19 protein-coding genes are annotated in these 14,392 nt (G+C 53.1%); all 19 read right to left on the bottom strand.

Annotation, left to right across the window (positions count from 1 at the left end; all coding sequences use genetic code 11):
* Entirely contained in the window at nt 1–399 is a 399-nt protein-coding gene (gene hisI, locus B9Z32_RS03575; protein ID WP_199219971.1) for a phosphoribosyl-AMP cyclohydrolase, read from the bottom strand.
* Between the two features lie 10 nt (nt 400–409).
* On the bottom strand, nt 410–1,189 hold the full coding sequence (gene hisF, locus B9Z32_RS03570; protein WP_108419981.1) for an imidazole glycerol phosphate synthase subunit HisF: 780 nt from the start codon (nt 1,187–1,189) through the stop codon (nt 410–412).
* 5 nt (nt 1,190–1,194) lie between these two features.
* Nucleotides 1,195–2,031: a D-hexose-6-phosphate mutarotase gene (locus B9Z32_RS03565; RefSeq protein WP_108419980.1), complete on the bottom strand. Its 837-nt coding sequence runs from the start codon at nt 2,029–2,031 to the stop codon at nt 1,195–1,197.
* Nucleotides 2,015–2,755 carry a 1-(5-phosphoribosyl)-5-[(5-phosphoribosylamino)methylideneamino]imidazole-4-carboxamide isomerase gene (hisA, locus tag B9Z32_RS03560; RefSeq protein WP_108419979.1) on the bottom strand — a complete coding sequence of 247 codons (741 nt, stop codon included), beginning with the start codon at nt 2,753–2,755 and terminating at the stop codon, nt 2,015–2,017. Before hisA ends, B9Z32_RS03565 begins: the two co-directional genes overlap by 17 nt.
* Nucleotides 2,756–2,809: 54 nt before the next feature.
* Nucleotides 2,810–3,472: an imidazole glycerol phosphate synthase subunit HisH gene (gene hisH / locus B9Z32_RS03555; protein ID WP_108419978.1), complete on the bottom strand. Its 663-nt coding sequence runs from the start codon at nt 3,470–3,472 to the stop codon at nt 2,810–2,812.
* A 2-nt stretch (nt 3,473–3,474) separates the two neighbouring features.
* Nucleotides 3,475–4,071: an imidazoleglycerol-phosphate dehydratase HisB gene (gene hisB / locus B9Z32_RS03550; protein ID WP_108419977.1), complete on the bottom strand. Its 597-nt coding sequence runs from the start codon at nt 4,069–4,071 to the stop codon at nt 3,475–3,477.
* A complete protein-coding gene (hisC, locus tag B9Z32_RS03545; RefSeq protein WP_108419976.1) occupies nt 4,068–5,159 on the bottom strand; it encodes a histidinol-phosphate transaminase in 1,092 nt (363 codons plus the stop codon). Before hisC ends, hisB begins: the two co-directional genes overlap by 4 nt.
* The gene (hisD, locus tag B9Z32_RS03540) at nt 5,156–6,502 is read right to left on the bottom strand and encodes a histidinol dehydrogenase (RefSeq protein ID WP_108419975.1); all 1,347 of its coding nucleotides are present in this window, start codon (nt 6,500–6,502) and stop codon (nt 5,156–5,158) included. Before hisD ends, hisC begins: the two co-directional genes overlap by 4 nt.
* 18 nt (nt 6,503–6,520) lie before the next feature.
* Nucleotides 6,521–7,183 carry an ATP phosphoribosyltransferase gene (gene hisG, locus B9Z32_RS03535; protein ID WP_108419974.1) on the bottom strand — a complete coding sequence of 221 codons (663 nt, stop codon included), beginning with the start codon at nt 7,181–7,183 and terminating at the stop codon, nt 6,521–6,523.
* A gap of 14 nt (nt 7,184–7,197) precedes the next feature.
* A complete protein-coding gene (gene murA / locus B9Z32_RS03530) occupies nt 7,198–8,463 on the bottom strand; it encodes a UDP-N-acetylglucosamine 1-carboxyvinyltransferase (RefSeq protein ID WP_108419973.1) in 1,266 nt (421 codons plus the stop codon).
* Between the two features lie 47 nt (nt 8,464–8,510).
* Complete coding sequence (locus tag B9Z32_RS03525) at nt 8,511–8,753, bottom strand: BolA family protein (RefSeq protein WP_108419972.1); 243 nt, start codon at nt 8,751–8,753, stop codon at nt 8,511–8,513.
* 26 nt (nt 8,754–8,779) lie between these two features.
* Entirely contained in the window at nt 8,780–9,535 is a 756-nt protein-coding gene (locus B9Z32_RS03520; RefSeq protein ID WP_108419971.1) for an ABC transporter permease, read from the bottom strand.
* Nucleotides 9,532–10,449 carry an ABC transporter ATP-binding protein gene (locus tag B9Z32_RS03515; RefSeq protein ID WP_108419970.1) on the bottom strand — a complete coding sequence of 306 codons (918 nt, stop codon included), beginning with the start codon at nt 10,447–10,449 and terminating at the stop codon, nt 9,532–9,534. The genes B9Z32_RS03520 and B9Z32_RS03515 overlap by 4 nt, the downstream gene beginning before the upstream one ends.
* Before the next feature lie 18 nt (nt 10,450–10,467).
* Entirely contained in the window at nt 10,468–10,752 is a 285-nt protein-coding gene (locus B9Z32_RS03510; protein ID WP_108419969.1) for a lipid asymmetry maintenance protein MlaB, read from the bottom strand.
* Nucleotides 10,753–10,767: 15 nt separating this feature from the next.
* Nucleotides 10,768–11,406: a phospholipid-binding protein MlaC gene (locus B9Z32_RS03505; RefSeq protein ID WP_108419968.1), complete on the bottom strand. Its 639-nt coding sequence runs from the start codon at nt 11,404–11,406 to the stop codon at nt 10,768–10,770.
* 86 nt (nt 11,407–11,492) lie between these two features.
* Nucleotides 11,493–12,299, bottom strand: coding sequence for a VacJ family lipoprotein (locus B9Z32_RS03500; RefSeq protein ID WP_108419967.1), 807 nt, complete (start codon nt 12,297–12,299; stop codon nt 11,493–11,495).
* Nucleotides 12,299–12,784, bottom strand: a complete 486-nt coding sequence (gene mlaD / locus B9Z32_RS03495; protein WP_108419966.1) for an outer membrane lipid asymmetry maintenance protein MlaD — start codon at nt 12,782–12,784, stop codon at nt 12,299–12,301. Before mlaD ends, B9Z32_RS03500 begins: the two co-directional genes overlap by 1 nt.
* Before the next feature lie 10 nt (nt 12,785–12,794).
* Nucleotides 12,795–13,577 carry a lipid asymmetry maintenance ABC transporter permease subunit MlaE gene (mlaE, locus tag B9Z32_RS03490; protein ID WP_108419965.1) on the bottom strand — a complete coding sequence of 261 codons (783 nt, stop codon included), beginning with the start codon at nt 13,575–13,577 and terminating at the stop codon, nt 12,795–12,797.
* Nucleotides 13,574–14,389, bottom strand: coding sequence for an ABC transporter ATP-binding protein (locus tag B9Z32_RS03485; RefSeq protein ID WP_108419964.1), 816 nt, complete (start codon nt 14,387–14,389; stop codon nt 13,574–13,576). The genes mlaE and B9Z32_RS03485 overlap by 4 nt, the downstream gene beginning before the upstream one ends.
* Nucleotides 14,390–14,392 lie beyond the last annotated feature (3 nt).

Genomic DNA, 14,392 nt, shown 5'->3' with positions numbered 1-14,392 from the left:
TCACTTGTAAATGGATTCAGGGTCTTTCAAGACCGGCTCAATGCTGGTCCACGCGCCATTTTGATACTTTTGAAAGAAACAACTGTGACGCCCTGTATGGCAGGCAATGCCAGGCTCGTGGCCCAATTGGGTCACTTTGAGCAGCACCACATCGTTGTCGCAATCGAGGCGGATGTCGTGCACGGTTTGCACATGGCCCGACTCTTCGCCTTTGAACCACAACTTGTTGCGGGAACGACTGAAGTACACCGCGCGCTTGAGCTCCGCGGTTTTTTCGAGGGCTTCTCGGTTCATCCAAGCAAACATCAGCACATCGCCGGTGCTGGCTTCTTGGGCGATGACGGGCACCAAGCCCTGCGCGTCCCACTTAATTTGATCAAGCCAATTCATGCGCTGAATCTACCACTTGTTACAAACGCACAGGAATTCCCCGCTCGCGCATGCGCTGCTTGGCTTCCTGAACGGTGTATTCGCCGTAGTGAAAAATGCTGGCGGCCAGCACTGCGTCCGCGCCGCCTTGCTGCACGCCATCGGCCAGATGGTCCAAATTTCCCACCCCGCCTGAGGCAATCACGGGCACTTGGACACTGTCGCTGACGGCTTTGGTCAGGGCCAAATCGAAGCCCGACTTGGTACCGTCGCGGTCCATGCTGGTGAGCAAAATTTCGCCAGCGCCAAACTCGGCCATTTGGGTGGCCCACCTCACGGCGTCTAAACCCGTATTTTGTCGGCCGCCATGGCTGTAAACATCCCAGCCCTCACCTCTCAATTTGACATCCTCACCCTGACGGCGCTTGGCATCTATGGCCACCACAATGCACTGCGCGCCATACTTTTGCGACGCATCGCGAATAACCTGGGGGTTGGCAATGGCGGCAGAGTTGAAGCTGGTTTTGTCGGCACCTGCGTTGAGCAAACGCCGTACATCTTCAACTGTTCTGACGCCACCGCCCACCGTGAGGGGGATGAAGACCTGAGAAGCAACTGCCTCAATGATGTGGAGAATCAAATCGCGGCCGTCACTGGTGGCCGTGATGTCTAAAAAGGTGAGTTCGTCTGCGCCTTGCTCGTTGTAGCGCGCCGCAATTTCAACAGGGTCACCTGCATCGCGGAGTTCTACAAAGTTAACGCCTTTGACCACGCGGCCGCCGGTGACGTCGAGGCAGGGAATGATTCTTTTGGCAAGCATGGTGTTTAAACAGTGAAACTTTGCCAGCCCGTCCAAGTTTGAGCTGGTTGAACTTGAATTGAAGATGTGACTCTGGCGGCTTCAACGCACAACATGCCTTGGTATGCATCTTTGGGCATGTCTTTCAGTTGGCTGCATTTTTCAGCACCCGGATTCCACACCACGCTTTGGCCCCATGAAGCGCTTTGCGCAATTTGCAGTGCGTTTGGGCCCTCTTGCAAAGTCCAGGTGGGCTGGGCTTGGGCTTCGATATCGTAGACCCGATCAAACTCGGCATCAAACTTCAACACACCAGAACAGCTTTGGTGGGTGTCGCGCACGGCGTCCCATTCTGCTTGTTGAGCTTGGCCATGCAAACTCACGGCGTCAAGGTGCTTGACCGCCAAGTATGTGTGCAACGCCCCCGTGAAACTCAAAGTTTGCGGTCCCAGATTTTCAACTTGCAATTGAACTTTCAAATCACTCTCAGTGAGCAGCACACTCAGCAAAGCTCTGAACTGAAAAGGCCAAATGGCCAAGGTGCTTGAGTTGGCAACAAGCTCAAACACTTTTTCAGAGCCCTGGCTGCGCTCAGGAACACAATGCCACTCCAAATTGCGCGCAAACCCATGCTTGGGTAAATTGCCGCGTTGGTTGAATTGCGGAAAGCACACTGGGATACCACCTCGAATGGCAGTGGCTCCATCGGCAATGGAGGCTGAGCTCAAAAACAAACGTTCACGGCCCTTGGCTTGCCAAGACAAAACTTGGGCACCCTGCTGAGCCACAAAAACACTGTCGCCATTGGGCAAAGACCAACGCCAACCGGGGTAGCCTTGGTGGGTGTCAGTCGTTGAGTTCATCGGCCCGTGCCTGGGCTGCTTGGAAATCAAGGTCGCCAGAGTAAATGGCGCGGCCGCAAATGACGCCTTCAACGCCCTCTTCTTCCACCGCACACAATTGCTCAATGTCGGCCATGTTGGACAAGCCACCCGATGCAATGACCGGAATGGTGAGCGCTTGCGCCAGCTTGACGGTGGCGTCGATGTTGATGCCGCTCAACATGCCGTCGCGGCCAATGTCGGTGTAAATGATGGACTCAACGCCCCAGTCTTCAAACTTCTTGGCCAGGTCAACCACTTCGTGACCCGTGAGTTTGCTCCAACCATCGGTGGCGACTTTGCCGTCTTTGGCATCGAGCCCCACAATGATGTGGCCACCAAACGCACTGCAAGCATCGCGCAAGAAGCCAGGGTTTTTGACGGCAGCGGTGCCAATAATGACGTAGCGCAATCCGCCATCGATGTATTTTTCGATGGTGTCGAGGTCTCGAATGCCACCACCTAACTGAACTGGGATTTCATCTCCCACCGCTTTGAGAATGGATTTGATGGCCGCAAAATTTTGCGGTTTGCCCGCAAAGGCACCATTGAGGTCGACCAAGTGCAGGCGTCTTGCGCCTTTGTCGAGCCAGCTTTGGGCCATGGCCGCGGGGTCTTCGCCAAACGTAGTGGCTTGGTCCATGTCGCCTTGTTTGAGGCGAACACAATGGCCGTCTTTGAGATCAATTGCAGGTATCAGAATCATGGCTAAGGGGTAGCGCTAGAGTGAAGAAAAATGAAATTGGGGACGTCTTAAAAATCAGGGCTGCCAGTGCAAAAAGTTTCGGTACAGGGCCAAACCTTGGTTGGCACTTTTTTCTGGGTGAAACTGCGTGGCAAACAAATTATCGCGCGCAATGGCACTGGCAAAGCCACCACCGTAGTCTGTTTCCCCAGCCACATCGGCCATATTATGGGGTTTTGCGTAAAAACTGTGCACGAAGTAGAAATAACTGCCGTTGGGAATCTCTCCCCAAACGGGATGTGCTGCGCCCTCGTGCTTCATGAAATTCACTTGATTCCAGCCCATTTGCGGAACTTTGAAGCGACTGCCATCGGCTTGGGTTTGGCCTGAAAGACTGAACTTGATCACATTGCCTTGAATGAGGCCCAAGCCGGGCGTATTGCCTTCTTCGCTGTGATCTAACAACATTTGCATGCCCACACACACGCCAAACAAAGGCTTTTTGGCTGCCGCATCAAGTACAGCTTCCATCAAGCCAGAGTCGCGCAGCTCGCGCATGCAATCGGGCATGGCGCCTTGACCAGGCAATACAACACGGGTGGCATTGCGGACATCTTGCGGGTTAGAAGTGATTTTGACTTCGACACCCGTGTCTTGTGCTGCATGCATGACCGCCTGCGCCACAGAGCGCAAATTGCCCATGCCGTAGTCGACCACCGCCACAGAATTGGGGGACATGCTCAGAGCGAACCCTTGGTTGAAGGAATGATGCCTGCTGCTCGGGGGTCGATTTCAAGTGCGGCACGCAAGGCACGCGCAAAGGCTTTGAAAACAGTTTCAGCTTGGTGGTGCGCATTGTCGCCCCGCAAGTTGTCAATGTGCAGCGTGACCAAGGCGTGATTGACAAAGCCTTGGAAGAATTCGTGCATGAGCTGCGTGTCAAAGCCGCCCACCATGCCACTGGTGAATGGCACATGGTTGACCAAGCCAGGACGGCCCGAAAAGTCGATGACCACACGCGACAAGGCTTCGTCGAGTGGTACGTAGGCATGGCCATAGCGACGCAAGCCTTTTTTATCACCCACCGCTTTGGCCACGGCCTGACCCAGAGTGATGCCCACATCTTCCACGGTGTGGTGGCCATCGATGTGCAAATCGCCCTTGGCTTCGATTTCCAAATCGATAAGGCCGTGGCGAGCAATTTGATCGAGCATGTGGTCAAAGAAACCAATGCCGGTGGACAGGCTGGATTGGCCAGTGCCGTCCAAATTCACTTTGACGCGAATTTGGGTTTCTGCAGTTTGGCGCGTAACTTCTGCAACGCGGGGTGAGCTCATAAAGATTCCTTGAGTGCTGCCAACATGCGGGCGTTTTCTTCGGGGGTTCCGACAGTGAGACGCAAACAATTGCTCAGCAATGGGTGCATTTTAGAAACGTTCTTCACCAAAATACCTTTCGTTTTCATACCTTCGAAGCACTTTGTGGCGTCTGGCATACGAACCAACAGCATATTGGCCTGACTGGGGAAAACTTGGACACCTGGCAAAAGTGCCAGTGATTGGCTTAAGTTTTCGCGTTCTTCGCGAATTTGAAGGGCTTGAGCGGCAAAAACATCGGCATGCTCTAACGCAAAAAGCGCGCATTCACAGTTCAAAACACTGATGTTGTAAGGCGGGCGGACTTTGTCAATTTGGCCAATCAAGGACTTGGGGCCCACCATGTAACCGAGGCGAACACCGGCCAAGCCAAATTTAGACAAGGTGCGCATTAGCAGCACGTGACCATGACTGGCCAGACGCGACATGTAGGTTTGACTTGCAAAGGGCTGGTAAGCCTCGTCCATCACCACCAAGCCGCCCTGCTGGCCTTGCGCCACCACAATGCGTTCAATGGCGTCAGCATTCCACAAAGTGCCAGTTGGGTTGTTGGGGTAAGCCAAATAAACCACGGCAGGTTTGTGGCTTGCAATGGCGCTGAGCATGGCCGCTTCGTCCAACTCAAAATTGGCTTTGAGAGGCACCCCATGAAACTGCACGCCTTGAAGTTGCGCGCTCATGGCATACATCACAAAGCCAGGCAGCGGCGCCAAAAAGCTAGCACCCGGCACATCACATGCAACCGAGATAAGTGTGATGAGTTCATCAGAACCATTTCCCAGCATGATGTCAAAGCCTTCGGGCATGTGCACATACTTGGCCAGCTCAGCACGCAAGACATTGACCCGATCACCTGGATAGCGATTGAGTGCCAAGGCACCCAAACGCTCGCCCAATTGCTTTTGCAAATCTGGGGGCAAGCTGAATGGATTTTCCATAGCGTCGAGTTTGACCATGCCCGTCGAATCTTGAATGGCATAAGCGTGCATCGATTGCACGTCTTGACGAATGTGCTTCAGCCAAGCGGCGGAATTTTGATGGGCGCTCATGGTGTTTCTCTTTGCGGTGGCACGGGGTTCAAGCGCAGCTCGGCAGCGCGGGCGTGGGCTTGCAAACCTTCGCCATAGGCCAACTCAGCTGCAATTAAGCCCAAACTCTGCGCGCCTTTTTCACTCACCTCAATGAGGCTAGAGCGCTTTTGAAAATCGTAGACACCCAAGGGCGATGAAAACCTAGCGGTGCCACTGGTGGGCAAAACGTGATTGGGGCCAGCGCAGTAATCGCCCAGTGACTCACTGGTGTACGCGCCCAAGAAAATGGCGCCCGCATGTTTGAGCAAAGGCTCCCAAGCATGTGGATTGCGGCTGGACACTTCCAAGTGCTCGGGGGCAATGCGGTTGCTGATGATGCAGGCTTCTTCCATGCTGCGTGTTTGAATGAAAGCACCGCGGTCGTTCATCGATTTGGCAATGATCTCGGCGCGCGGCAAGGTGGGTAGCAGTTGGTCGATGGCGGTTTGAACTTTGTCAATGTAGGCCGCATCGGGGCACAGCAAAATGCTTTGGGCCAACTCGTCGTGTTCGGCTTGCGAGAACAAGTCCATGGCCACCCACTCTGGTGGGGTGCTGCCATCGGCCAACACCAAAATTTCGGAGGGTCCTGCAATCATGTCAATGCCCACGGCACCAAATACACGCTTCTTGGCGCTGGCCACATAGGCATTGCCGGGTCCGGTTATTTTGTCTACCTTGGGCACCGTGGCCGTGCCAAACGCCAAAGCCGCAACAGCTTGTGCGCCGCCAATGGTGAAGGCGCGCGACACACCCGCCACATATGCAGCAGCCAACACCAAGGGGTTCTTCACACCCTGCGGCGTTGGAACCACCATGATGATTTCTTCTACGCCAGCCACATGCGCCGGAATGGCGTTCATCAAAACAGAAGATGGATAAGCGGCTTTACCGCCGGGCACATAAATACCCACTCGATCGAGGGGCGTGACTTTTTGCCCTAGCAAGGTGCCGTCTTCGTCTTGGTATGACCAGCTTTCACCAGAAGCTTTTTTCTGCGCTTCGTGGTATGCGCGAACACGTTTGGCAGCGGCTTGCAAAGCATCTTTTTGAGCCACTGGCAAGCCTTCAAAAGCAGCCTTGAGTTCAGCCTGCGTCAGCATCAAAGCCTGCATGTCTTTGGCATTCAAGCCATCAAAACGCTGGGTGTACTCAAGCACGGCGGCATCGCCGCGCTGTTGCACGTCGGCCAAGATCTCGGCCACGCGGGATTCAATGGCTGCATCGGCGTCTGCAGACCAATGCAAGCGCTTTTGAAATTGGGCTTCAAAATCAGCATCGGTGGTGCTTAAACGCAGGGCTTTGGCTACAAGCGCAGTCATTGGTTTTCTCTTGAGTAGTTAGCGTGAAGTTGGGGCAGCTTGACGCGCTGACACGGCACCCGCAAAGGCTTGAATGATGGCGCGGATGGATTCTTGTTTGAGTTTGAGCGAGGCTTGATTCACCACCAAGCGCGAACTGATGTCCATGATGCGCTCCACTTCAATGAGGTGATTGGCTTTCAGGGTGCTACCCGTAGACACCAAGTCAACAATGGCATCGGCAAGGCCCGTGAGGGGCGCCAACTCCATGCTGCCATAGAGCTTGATCATGTCAACGTGCACGCCTTTTTGCGCAAAAAATTCACGCGCAATCTGGGTGTATTTGGTGGCCACTTTCAAGCGAGAGCCAGATTTAACGGCGGAGGCATAGTCGTAGTCGGCACGCACCGCCACACTCATGCGGCACTTGGCGATTTGCAAGTCGAGAGGTTGGTACAAGCCCTGGCCACCATGCTCAATGAGGGTGTCTTTGCCAGTCACGCCCAAATCGGCACCGCCATATTCAACATAAGTGGGCACGTCGGTGGCACGAACCAACACCACCCGCACGCCAGTTTGATTGGTGGGCAAAATCAATTTGCGAGAAGTTTCGGGATCTTCCAAAACCTCGATGCCTGCCGCTTTTAAAAGTGGCAGGGTTTCGTCAAAAATGCGTCCTTTGGACAAGGCCAAGGTGATCATGTCAGTTCCTGTGATTACTTTGAACGTTCTATTTGAGCGCCCACTTTGCGCAGTTTGGCTTCCATGCGATCGTAGCCTCGATCGAGGTGATAGATGCGATCGACAATGGTCTCGCCCTCGGCCACCAAGCCGGCAATGACCAGGCTGGCAGAGGCCCGCAAATCGGTGGCCATGACAGTGGCCCCCGACAAGCGCGCAACGCCCTGCACCACGGACACTTTGCCATCAATTTGAATGTTGGCACCTAAACGAACCAACTCATTGACGTGCATGAAACGATTTTCAAAAATGGTTTCAGTGACTTTGCTGGTGCCCTCTGCAATGCAATTCAAGGCCATGAACTGCGCTTGCATGTCGGTTGGAAAACCGGGGTACTCGGTGGTCCGAAAACTTTGTGCTTTCATTCGGCCTTGCGCTTTGACCCGAACAAAGTTAGAGCCCACTTCAATTTGCGCGCCAGCAGCCCTGAGTTTTTCGATCACAGCGTCGAGGTGATCGCCCCGCGCATGCTTCAACACGACATCGCCGCCGGTGGCCGCAACGGCGCACAAAAATGTGCCTGCTTCAATGCGATCGGCTACCACCGCATGATCACAGCCACTGAGTTTTTCAACCCCTTGAATGTGAATTCGACTGGTGCCGTGGCCTTCAATTTTGGCGCCCATTTGAATCAGCATTTCGGCCAAATCAGGAATTTCTGGTTCTTGCGCTGCATTTTCTAAAACAGTTTCACCTTCCGCCAAAGCGGCCGCCATCAGAAAATTTTCTGTACCCGTCACGGTCACCATGTCGGTAGCAATGCGGGCACCTTTCAGGCGTGTTCGGCCCTGGGTCAAACTGGCCACCATGTAGCCATGCTCCACCACAATTTGCGCGCCCATGGCTTGCAGGCCTTTGATGTGCTGGTCGACAGGGCGCGACCCAATGGCGCAGCCCCCAGGCAATGACACTCGAGCATGGCCAAATCTGGCCAGCAAAGGGCCCAGGGCCAGCACGGAAGCTCGCATGGTTTTCACCATCTCGTAGGGTGCTTCTGGCTTGTTCAAAGCGCTGGCATTCAATGTCACGCTGCCGTCTTCTGCATGCTGGCAAGTCACACCCATGTTGCGAATGAGTTTCAACATGGTGTTGACATCTTGCAACTTCGGCACATTGCGCAGCACCACCTCTTGGTCGGTTAACAAGGCAGCGCAAAGTTCTGGCAAAGCGGCATTTTTAGCGCCGGAGATGCCAATCTCGCCATTCAAAGAATGACCGCCGCGAATGATAAGTTTGTCCATTTTTTAGTTTGAATATCTGGAGGAACGCGTTTGAAATAGCCTGGTATTCAAGCTTGCGCTTTGGCCCATTCAGCAGGCGTGAATGTTTTCATCGACAAGGCATGAACCTCGTCGTTTTGCATTTTGTTGCCCAAGGTGGCGTACACCTTTTGGTGGCGCGCAATGAGGCGAAGCCCCTCAAATTGATTGGACACCACCACCGCTTGCCAATGGCGGCCATCACCGTCCACGGTGAGATGCTGGCATGAAAGCCCAGCGGCAATCATGGCTTGAATTTGTTCTGCAGTCATTTTGTAAAGCTCACGAAAAGTTTGAATCAGCCTCTGATTTTGTAGCCTGATTTCAGCCAATGAATGGCCAATGCACTGACGGCCAACATGGCCACAGAAACGACTGCCAAGCTAATCCAAGGCGACACATCGCTTTGGCCAAAAAAGCCGTATCTGAAACCATCAATCATGTAAAAGAAGGGGTTCAAGTGACTCAGGCCTTGCCAAAACGGGGGCAAGGAATGAATGGAATAAAAAACACCCGACAAGAAGGTCATGGGCATGATGACAAAGCTTTGGAAAGCCGCCATTTGGTCAAATTTTTCGGACCAAAGACCTGCCACCAAACCCAAGGCGCCCAACAAGCCCGCACACAAGACGGCAAAGACCAAAATCCAAACTGGCGAATGGTATTGCAAAGGTGCAAACCACACCGTGACAGCAAATACACCCAGGCCAACGGCCAAACCGCGCAACATGGACGAACCCACATAAGCTACAAACCAATGCCAGTGAGACAAGGGCGTGAGAAGCAAGAACACCACATTGCCCATGATCTTGCTTTGCACCAAGCTCGATGAGCTGTTGGCGAAGGCATTTTGCAAGACGCTCATCATGATGAGGCCCGGCAATAAAAATGCCGTGTAGGGCACGTTGTCATACACCTTCACATGATCTTCCAGCACATGGCCAAAAATCAACATGTACAGCACCGAGGTTAAAACAGGCGCAGCTATGGTTTGGAATGACACTTTCCAAAAGCGCAACACCTCTTTGTAAAGCAACATGCACCAGCCGCTCATGATTTCCCCTCGGCCATCACATCCAAAAACACATCTTCTAAATCGGCCTTGCGAATTTCAACATCCTCTGCCACCAAGCCTGCTTGGCGAACTGCCGCCAAGTAGCTTTCGATCTCCACCGCATCGTGGGCCGGAAACTGAACAATGCGACCTGTAACTCGCGCTTTGACAGTCAAATCGGGGGGCAATTGACCATCCAACTTGAAGCGAAGCACATTGCTGGAGGCCGATTTCAACAACTCAGAAGTGCTGGCCAATGCCAACACCCGCCCTTGTTTGAGCATGGCCAATCGGCCACACAGGGCTTCAGCCTCTTCCAAATAATGGGTGGTGAGCAAAACGGTGTGGCCTTCTCGGTTGAGCTTGGCAATGAATTGCCACAGCGTTTGTCTGAGCTCCACATCGACGCCAGCGGTGGGCTCGTCGAGCACAATGACACGCGGCTTGTGAACCAAAGCCTGCGCCACCAAGACACGCCTTTTCATGCCACCAGATAGCTGACGCATATTGGAGTTGGCTTTGTCAAGAAGCCCTAAGTTGCTCAGCAACTCATCAATCCAAGCATCGTTTTTTTTCACCCCAAAGTAGCCCGACTGAAAACGCAAAGCCTCGCGAACCGTGAAAAAGGGATCGAAAACCAACTCTTGGGGCACCACGCCCAGCATGCGCCTTGCTTGGGCGTAATCCAACTGAACGTCGTGGCCATGCACCATGACACGACCTTCGGTGGCCTTGGTGAGTCCCGCCAAAATGCTGATAAGCGTGGTCTTGCCAGCACCATTGGGGCCAAGCAGACCAAAAAACTCCCCTTCAGCAATGTCAAAGCTCACCTTGTTGAGTGCTGTGAAAGGCTGGCTGCCAGGCTGTTTGGCAGGATAAGTTTTGGAGACGGATTGAAAAGAGATGGCGGGCATGAGCCCCCTATTTTACGGTCATGCGCTTTCGATCAACAGCTCAGACACCCCATAAAGCTGGGCCAATTCGCGTAATTTGGCCGGGAATTGCTTGAATTTCAAGGTTTTCGACAAACTTTCGGCTTCTCGGCGGCAACCCAAGAGAACTGCGAGTGCGGAGGAGTCGAAGTCTGACAACTGTCCTGCCTGAATTTCTACCTCTGAATTTGGACTGCTTCGGATTTGCGCTTGCAGCTTTTGCAAGCAGTCTGCCGCGTTGCTGTGTCGCAAATCAGGTGGCAAGGTTAGAAGGGCCGTGGTCATTCAGTGGGCGCTCAATCAGGCTTTTTTGGCATTCGACTTGTTGCGGTCTGAAAGACTCTTGATCAAACCATCGACGCCGCCTGCGTTGATTTCTTTGGCAAATTGCGAACGGTAGTTTTCGACCAACCAAATGCCCATCACGTTGAGGTCAAAAATTTTCCAACCAGCACCCTCGCCAGGCGTTTTTTCAAGGCGATAGTCAAGCTGGATGGGCTCGCCTTTGCCTCTGACCTCGGTTTGAACCACCAGATTTTTGTCGTCGGTGGCACCGCGCAAAGGCTTCAACTCAATGGTCTGGTCGCTGATTTGGCTAAGGGCGCCAGAGTAAGTTCGAATGAGCAGCAATTTAAACTCTGCTTGCAGGCGCTCTTGCTGTTCTGGCGTGGCTTTGCGCCAACCCGGCCCTGTGGCCAATGCCGTCATTCGTCGAAAATTAACGTGCTGCATCAATTTGGTGTCGACCAATTGCATGATCTTGTTGATGTCGCCGCTCTTGATGCTTTTGTCGGAGCGCACCGCTTCCAAGGTTTCATTGGAAATGCGTTTGATAAACGCATCGGGTGCTTCATCGTTTGCCCAAACAGTGCCTGCGCTCAAAGACAAGCCCAATGCCCAAATAAGGGGCCATAAAAAAGTAAAGAATTTGCGATTCATAAAGTGTGATCATAAAGAGCGTTTGACTCTTTAACGCGCCAGCTTCAAAAAAGTTGATTAGACCACCAAGCCAATTTCTTGAAAAATCAAGGCTTTATAGGTAGCGGCGCCTTTGGCAATGACTCTGGGCTAATGGAAGTACCTGGCTGGTTGGGCGCCGCCATGGGAGCTGGCTTATCTGGATCGTCAAAGTCATCCAACATGGGCGGATTGCCGTCAAAAATATCGTTCAAGCGCTTTTGCAAGTAGGCATCCCGCGTGAAAGTGTAGGGGTCGAGAGAGGCCTGCCGAACAGCATCGGACAAGTTTAAGTAGCGTTCGCGCCGATCGGTAAGGCGCAAGACAGTTAGGAAGTTGCGCGAGCCCTGATCGGCCAATTGCTGATTGACGTCTGTTTTGATGTCAACATACAAACCAAAGCTGTCTCGGACCGTGGACGGTCCAAAAAAAGGCAAGACCACGTAGGGGCCGGAGGAGACCCCCCAAAAAGCCAAGGTCTGACCAAAATCTTCCTTGTGCTTGTCAATTTTGAGTTCGGAAGCCCAATCGATAATGCCACCCAATCCCAAGGTGCTATTGATTCCCACACGCATGGCGTTTTTAGCAGCCTTTTCGAGCTTCAATTGCGCCAAGCTGTTGAAAAACGACAAGACATCGCTTTGATTGCTGAAAAAGTTGCCAATGCCCTTGCGCACCACGGTGGGCAAATACTGGCCATAAATCACAGCCACGGGGCGCAGAACCAAATCGTCAGCCACATCGTTGAAAGCTGTCACTTGTCGGTTCAAAGGTTCGAGGGGGTCAGTGGGATCGGGGCCTTTCAAAGAGGCGCAGCCTTGCAGCAGCATCAAAGCTGCAATGGCCAAACCGAGGCGAAAACGCCAACCCAGCATCACTTTTTACTTTCGCTCGAGGGCGCAGCCGTGTCGGCTGCTTTGTTGTACAAAAACTGACTGATTAAATTTTCCAAAACCACGGCAGACTGTGTCGAACCAATTTTGTCGCCAGCCACCAGGTTTTTTTCTTCTGCCCCGGCTTCAATACCAATGTACTGTTCGCCGAGCAAACCACTGGTCAAAATTTTCAAGGAGCTGTCTTGGGGAAATGCATACTGATTTTGCAAAGCCAAGCTGACTTTAGCCTGAAAGCTGTCACCATCAAACTGAATGTTTTCCACACGGCCCACAACCACGCCTGCACTCTTCACCGCCGCCCCTTTTTTGAGACCCCCAATATTGTCAAATTTGGCTGTCACGGTGTAGTCTTTGGACCAACTGTATTGCAACAAGTTGGCAGACTTGAGCGCTAAAAAGAGCACAGCGGCCAAGCCAATCAGTACAAACAAGCCAACCCACACATCATTTTTTGAACGTTGCATCACGTCCTCCTTAAATGCTGAACATCATCACTGTGAGAATGAAGTCCAGTCCTAAAACAGACAACGAAGAAATCACCACGCTTCGAGTGGTGGCTGAGGCTACGCCTTCAGGTGTTGGCTTTGCCACATAGCCTTGCAGCAAGGCAATGAAAGTCACTGCCACGCCAAACACAACACTTTTGATCATGCCATTGCCCACGTCCTTGAAAACATCAACTCCGCTTTGCATTTGACTCCAGAACGAACCAGCATCAACACCAATGAGGAGCACACCCACGATATACCCACCCAAAATACCCACTGCACTGAAAACCGCGGTGAGCAATGGCAAGGCAATGATGCCGCCCCACAAACGTGGCGCCAAAATGCGCAACTTGGGATCGACGGCCATCATTTCCAAAGCAGTGAGCTGCTCGCCTGCTCGCATCAAGCCAATTTCTGCAGTGATCGAGGCGCCAGCTCTTCCGGCAAACAACAAAGCTGCTACCACGGGGCCAAGTTCTCGAACCAAGCTCAAGGCCACAAGCAAACCCAACGCATCGGCTGCGCCATAACGTTGCAAGGTGTAATAACCCTGCAGACCCAACACAAAGCCCACAAACAAACCTGAAACGGTGATGATGGCCAGTGAGTAATTGCCCAAAAAGTGAACTTGGTCACGGACCAAACCAAAGCGCTTCAGGCAGGGGCCAGACAACAGGGCGAGTTGGCCCAACAAACGTGCTCCGAAGCCCCAGTCTGCCAGTTTTTGACGCACAGCATAGCCAAGCTCAGCAGGGTGCAAAAACGTCATGCGCTGGCCCTCCCAAAGTCTTCAGCCACTGAGGTTGCTGGGTAATGGAAATGAACCGGGCCATCGCTGAGGCCATTGACAAACTGATGGATGAGTGGATCGGTGGTTTGCCTGAGCGACTCAGGGGTACCCTGCGCAGCCACTTTGCCATTGGCCAACACCACCACTTGGTCGGCAATTTGGAAGGTTTCGTCCACATCGTGCGACACCACCACACTGGTGATGCCCAAGCTGTCGTTCAACCTTCTGATGAGCCTTGCTGCAGTGCCCAAAGAAATAGGATCCAGCCCCGCAAAGGGCTCGTCGTACATCATGAGATCGGGGTCGAGCGCAATGGCACGGGCCAATGCCACTCGCCTGCCCATACCGCCTGAAATTTCTGAAGGCTTTAAATTTCTAGCGCCGCGCAAACCAACAGCATCGAGTTTCATGAGCACAATGTCGCGCACCATCGACTCCGACATTTTGGTGTGCTCTCTCAATGGAAATGCCACATTGTCAAACACGTTCATGTCGGTGAACAAGGCACCAAATTGAAACAGCATGCCCATGCGCCTGCGGGCCGCATAAAGTTGCTCGGTATTCATCTGACCCACATCTTGGCCATCAAAATTCAGTTGACCTTGTTGGGCCTTGTATTGACCGCCGATGAGGCGCAAGACAGTAGTCTTGCCGCCACCCGACACGCCCATGAGCGCCGTGACTTTGCCGCGGGGTATGCCAAAGGAAATGTCGTTCAAGATGACCCGATCCCCGTAGCCGAAGCTGAGGTCTTTGAGTTCTACCAGCAGTGGAGAGTTGGGCAGGGTCATGTT

Origin of the sequence: Limnohabitans sp. MMS-10A-178, from assembly GCF_003063375.1 — a bacterium.
Taxonomy (GTDB): Bacteria; Pseudomonadota; Gammaproteobacteria; order Burkholderiales; family Burkholderiaceae_C; genus Limnohabitans_A.
Note: the sequence above shows the minus strand (reverse complement) of the source record. Positions and strands in the feature narration are given on the sequence as shown.

Bases quoted from the DNA above. Each gene is read 5' to 3' on its own strand.
- B9Z32_RS03520 (WP_108419971.1), bottom strand. From the start codon at position 9,535: ATGAGCGGCTGGTGCATGTTGCTTTACAAAGAGGTGTTGCGCTTTTGG.
- B9Z32_RS03500 (WP_108419967.1), bottom strand. From the start codon at position 12,299: ATGCTGGGTTGGCGTTTTCGCCTCGGTTTGGCCATTGCAGCTTTGATG.
- mlaE (WP_108419965.1), bottom strand. From the start codon at position 13,577: ATGACGTTTTTGCACCCTGCTGAGCTTGGCTATGCTGTGCGTCAAAAA.
- hisC (WP_108419976.1), bottom strand. From the start codon at position 5,159: ATGAGCGCCCATCAAAATTCCGCCGCTTGGCTGAAGCACATTCGTCAA.
- B9Z32_RS03565 (WP_108419980.1), bottom strand. From the start codon at position 2,031: ATGAACTCAACGACTGACACCCACCAAGGCTACCCCGGTTGGCGTTGG.
- hisG (WP_108419974.1), bottom strand. From the start codon at position 7,183: ATGATCACCTTGGCCTTGTCCAAAGGACGCATTTTTGACGAAACCCTG.
- B9Z32_RS03525 (WP_108419972.1), bottom strand. From the start codon at position 8,753: ATGACTGCAGAACAAATTCAAGCCATGATTGCCGCTGGGCTTTCATGC.
- hisH (WP_108419978.1), bottom strand. From the start codon at position 3,472: ATGTCCCCCAATTCTGTGGCGGTGGTCGACTACGGCATGGGCAATTTG.
- hisF (WP_108419981.1), bottom strand. From the start codon at position 1,189: ATGCTTGCCAAAAGAATCATTCCCTGCCTCGACGTCACCGGCGGCCGC.
- hisB (WP_108419977.1), bottom strand. From the start codon at position 4,071: ATGAGCTCACCCCGCGTTGCAGAAGTTACGCGCCAAACTGCAGAAACC.
- B9Z32_RS03510 (WP_108419969.1), bottom strand. From the start codon at position 10,752: ATGACCACGGCCCTTCTAACCTTGCCACCTGATTTGCGACACAGCAAC.
- B9Z32_RS03505 (WP_108419968.1), bottom strand. From the start codon at position 11,406: ATGAATCGCAAATTCTTTACTTTTTTATGGCCCCTTATTTGGGCATTG.
- B9Z32_RS03515 (WP_108419970.1), bottom strand. From the start codon at position 10,449: ATGCCCGCCATCTCTTTTCAATCCGTCTCCAAAACTTATCCTGCCAAA.
- B9Z32_RS03485 (WP_108419964.1), bottom strand. From the start codon at position 14,389: ATGACCCTGCCCAACTCTCCACTGCTGGTAGAACTCAAAGACCTCAGC.
- hisD (WP_108419975.1), bottom strand. From the start codon at position 6,502: ATGACTGCGCTTGTAGCCAAAGCCCTGCGTTTAAGCACCACCGATGCT.
- hisA (WP_108419979.1), bottom strand. From the start codon at position 2,755: ATGATTCTGATACCTGCAATTGATCTCAAAGACGGCCATTGTGTTCGC.
- murA (WP_108419973.1), bottom strand. From the start codon at position 8,463: ATGGACAAACTTATCATTCGCGGCGGTCATTCTTTGAATGGCGAGATT.
- mlaD (WP_108419966.1), bottom strand. From the start codon at position 12,784: ATGCAACGTTCAAAAAATGATGTGTGGGTTGGCTTGTTTGTACTGATT.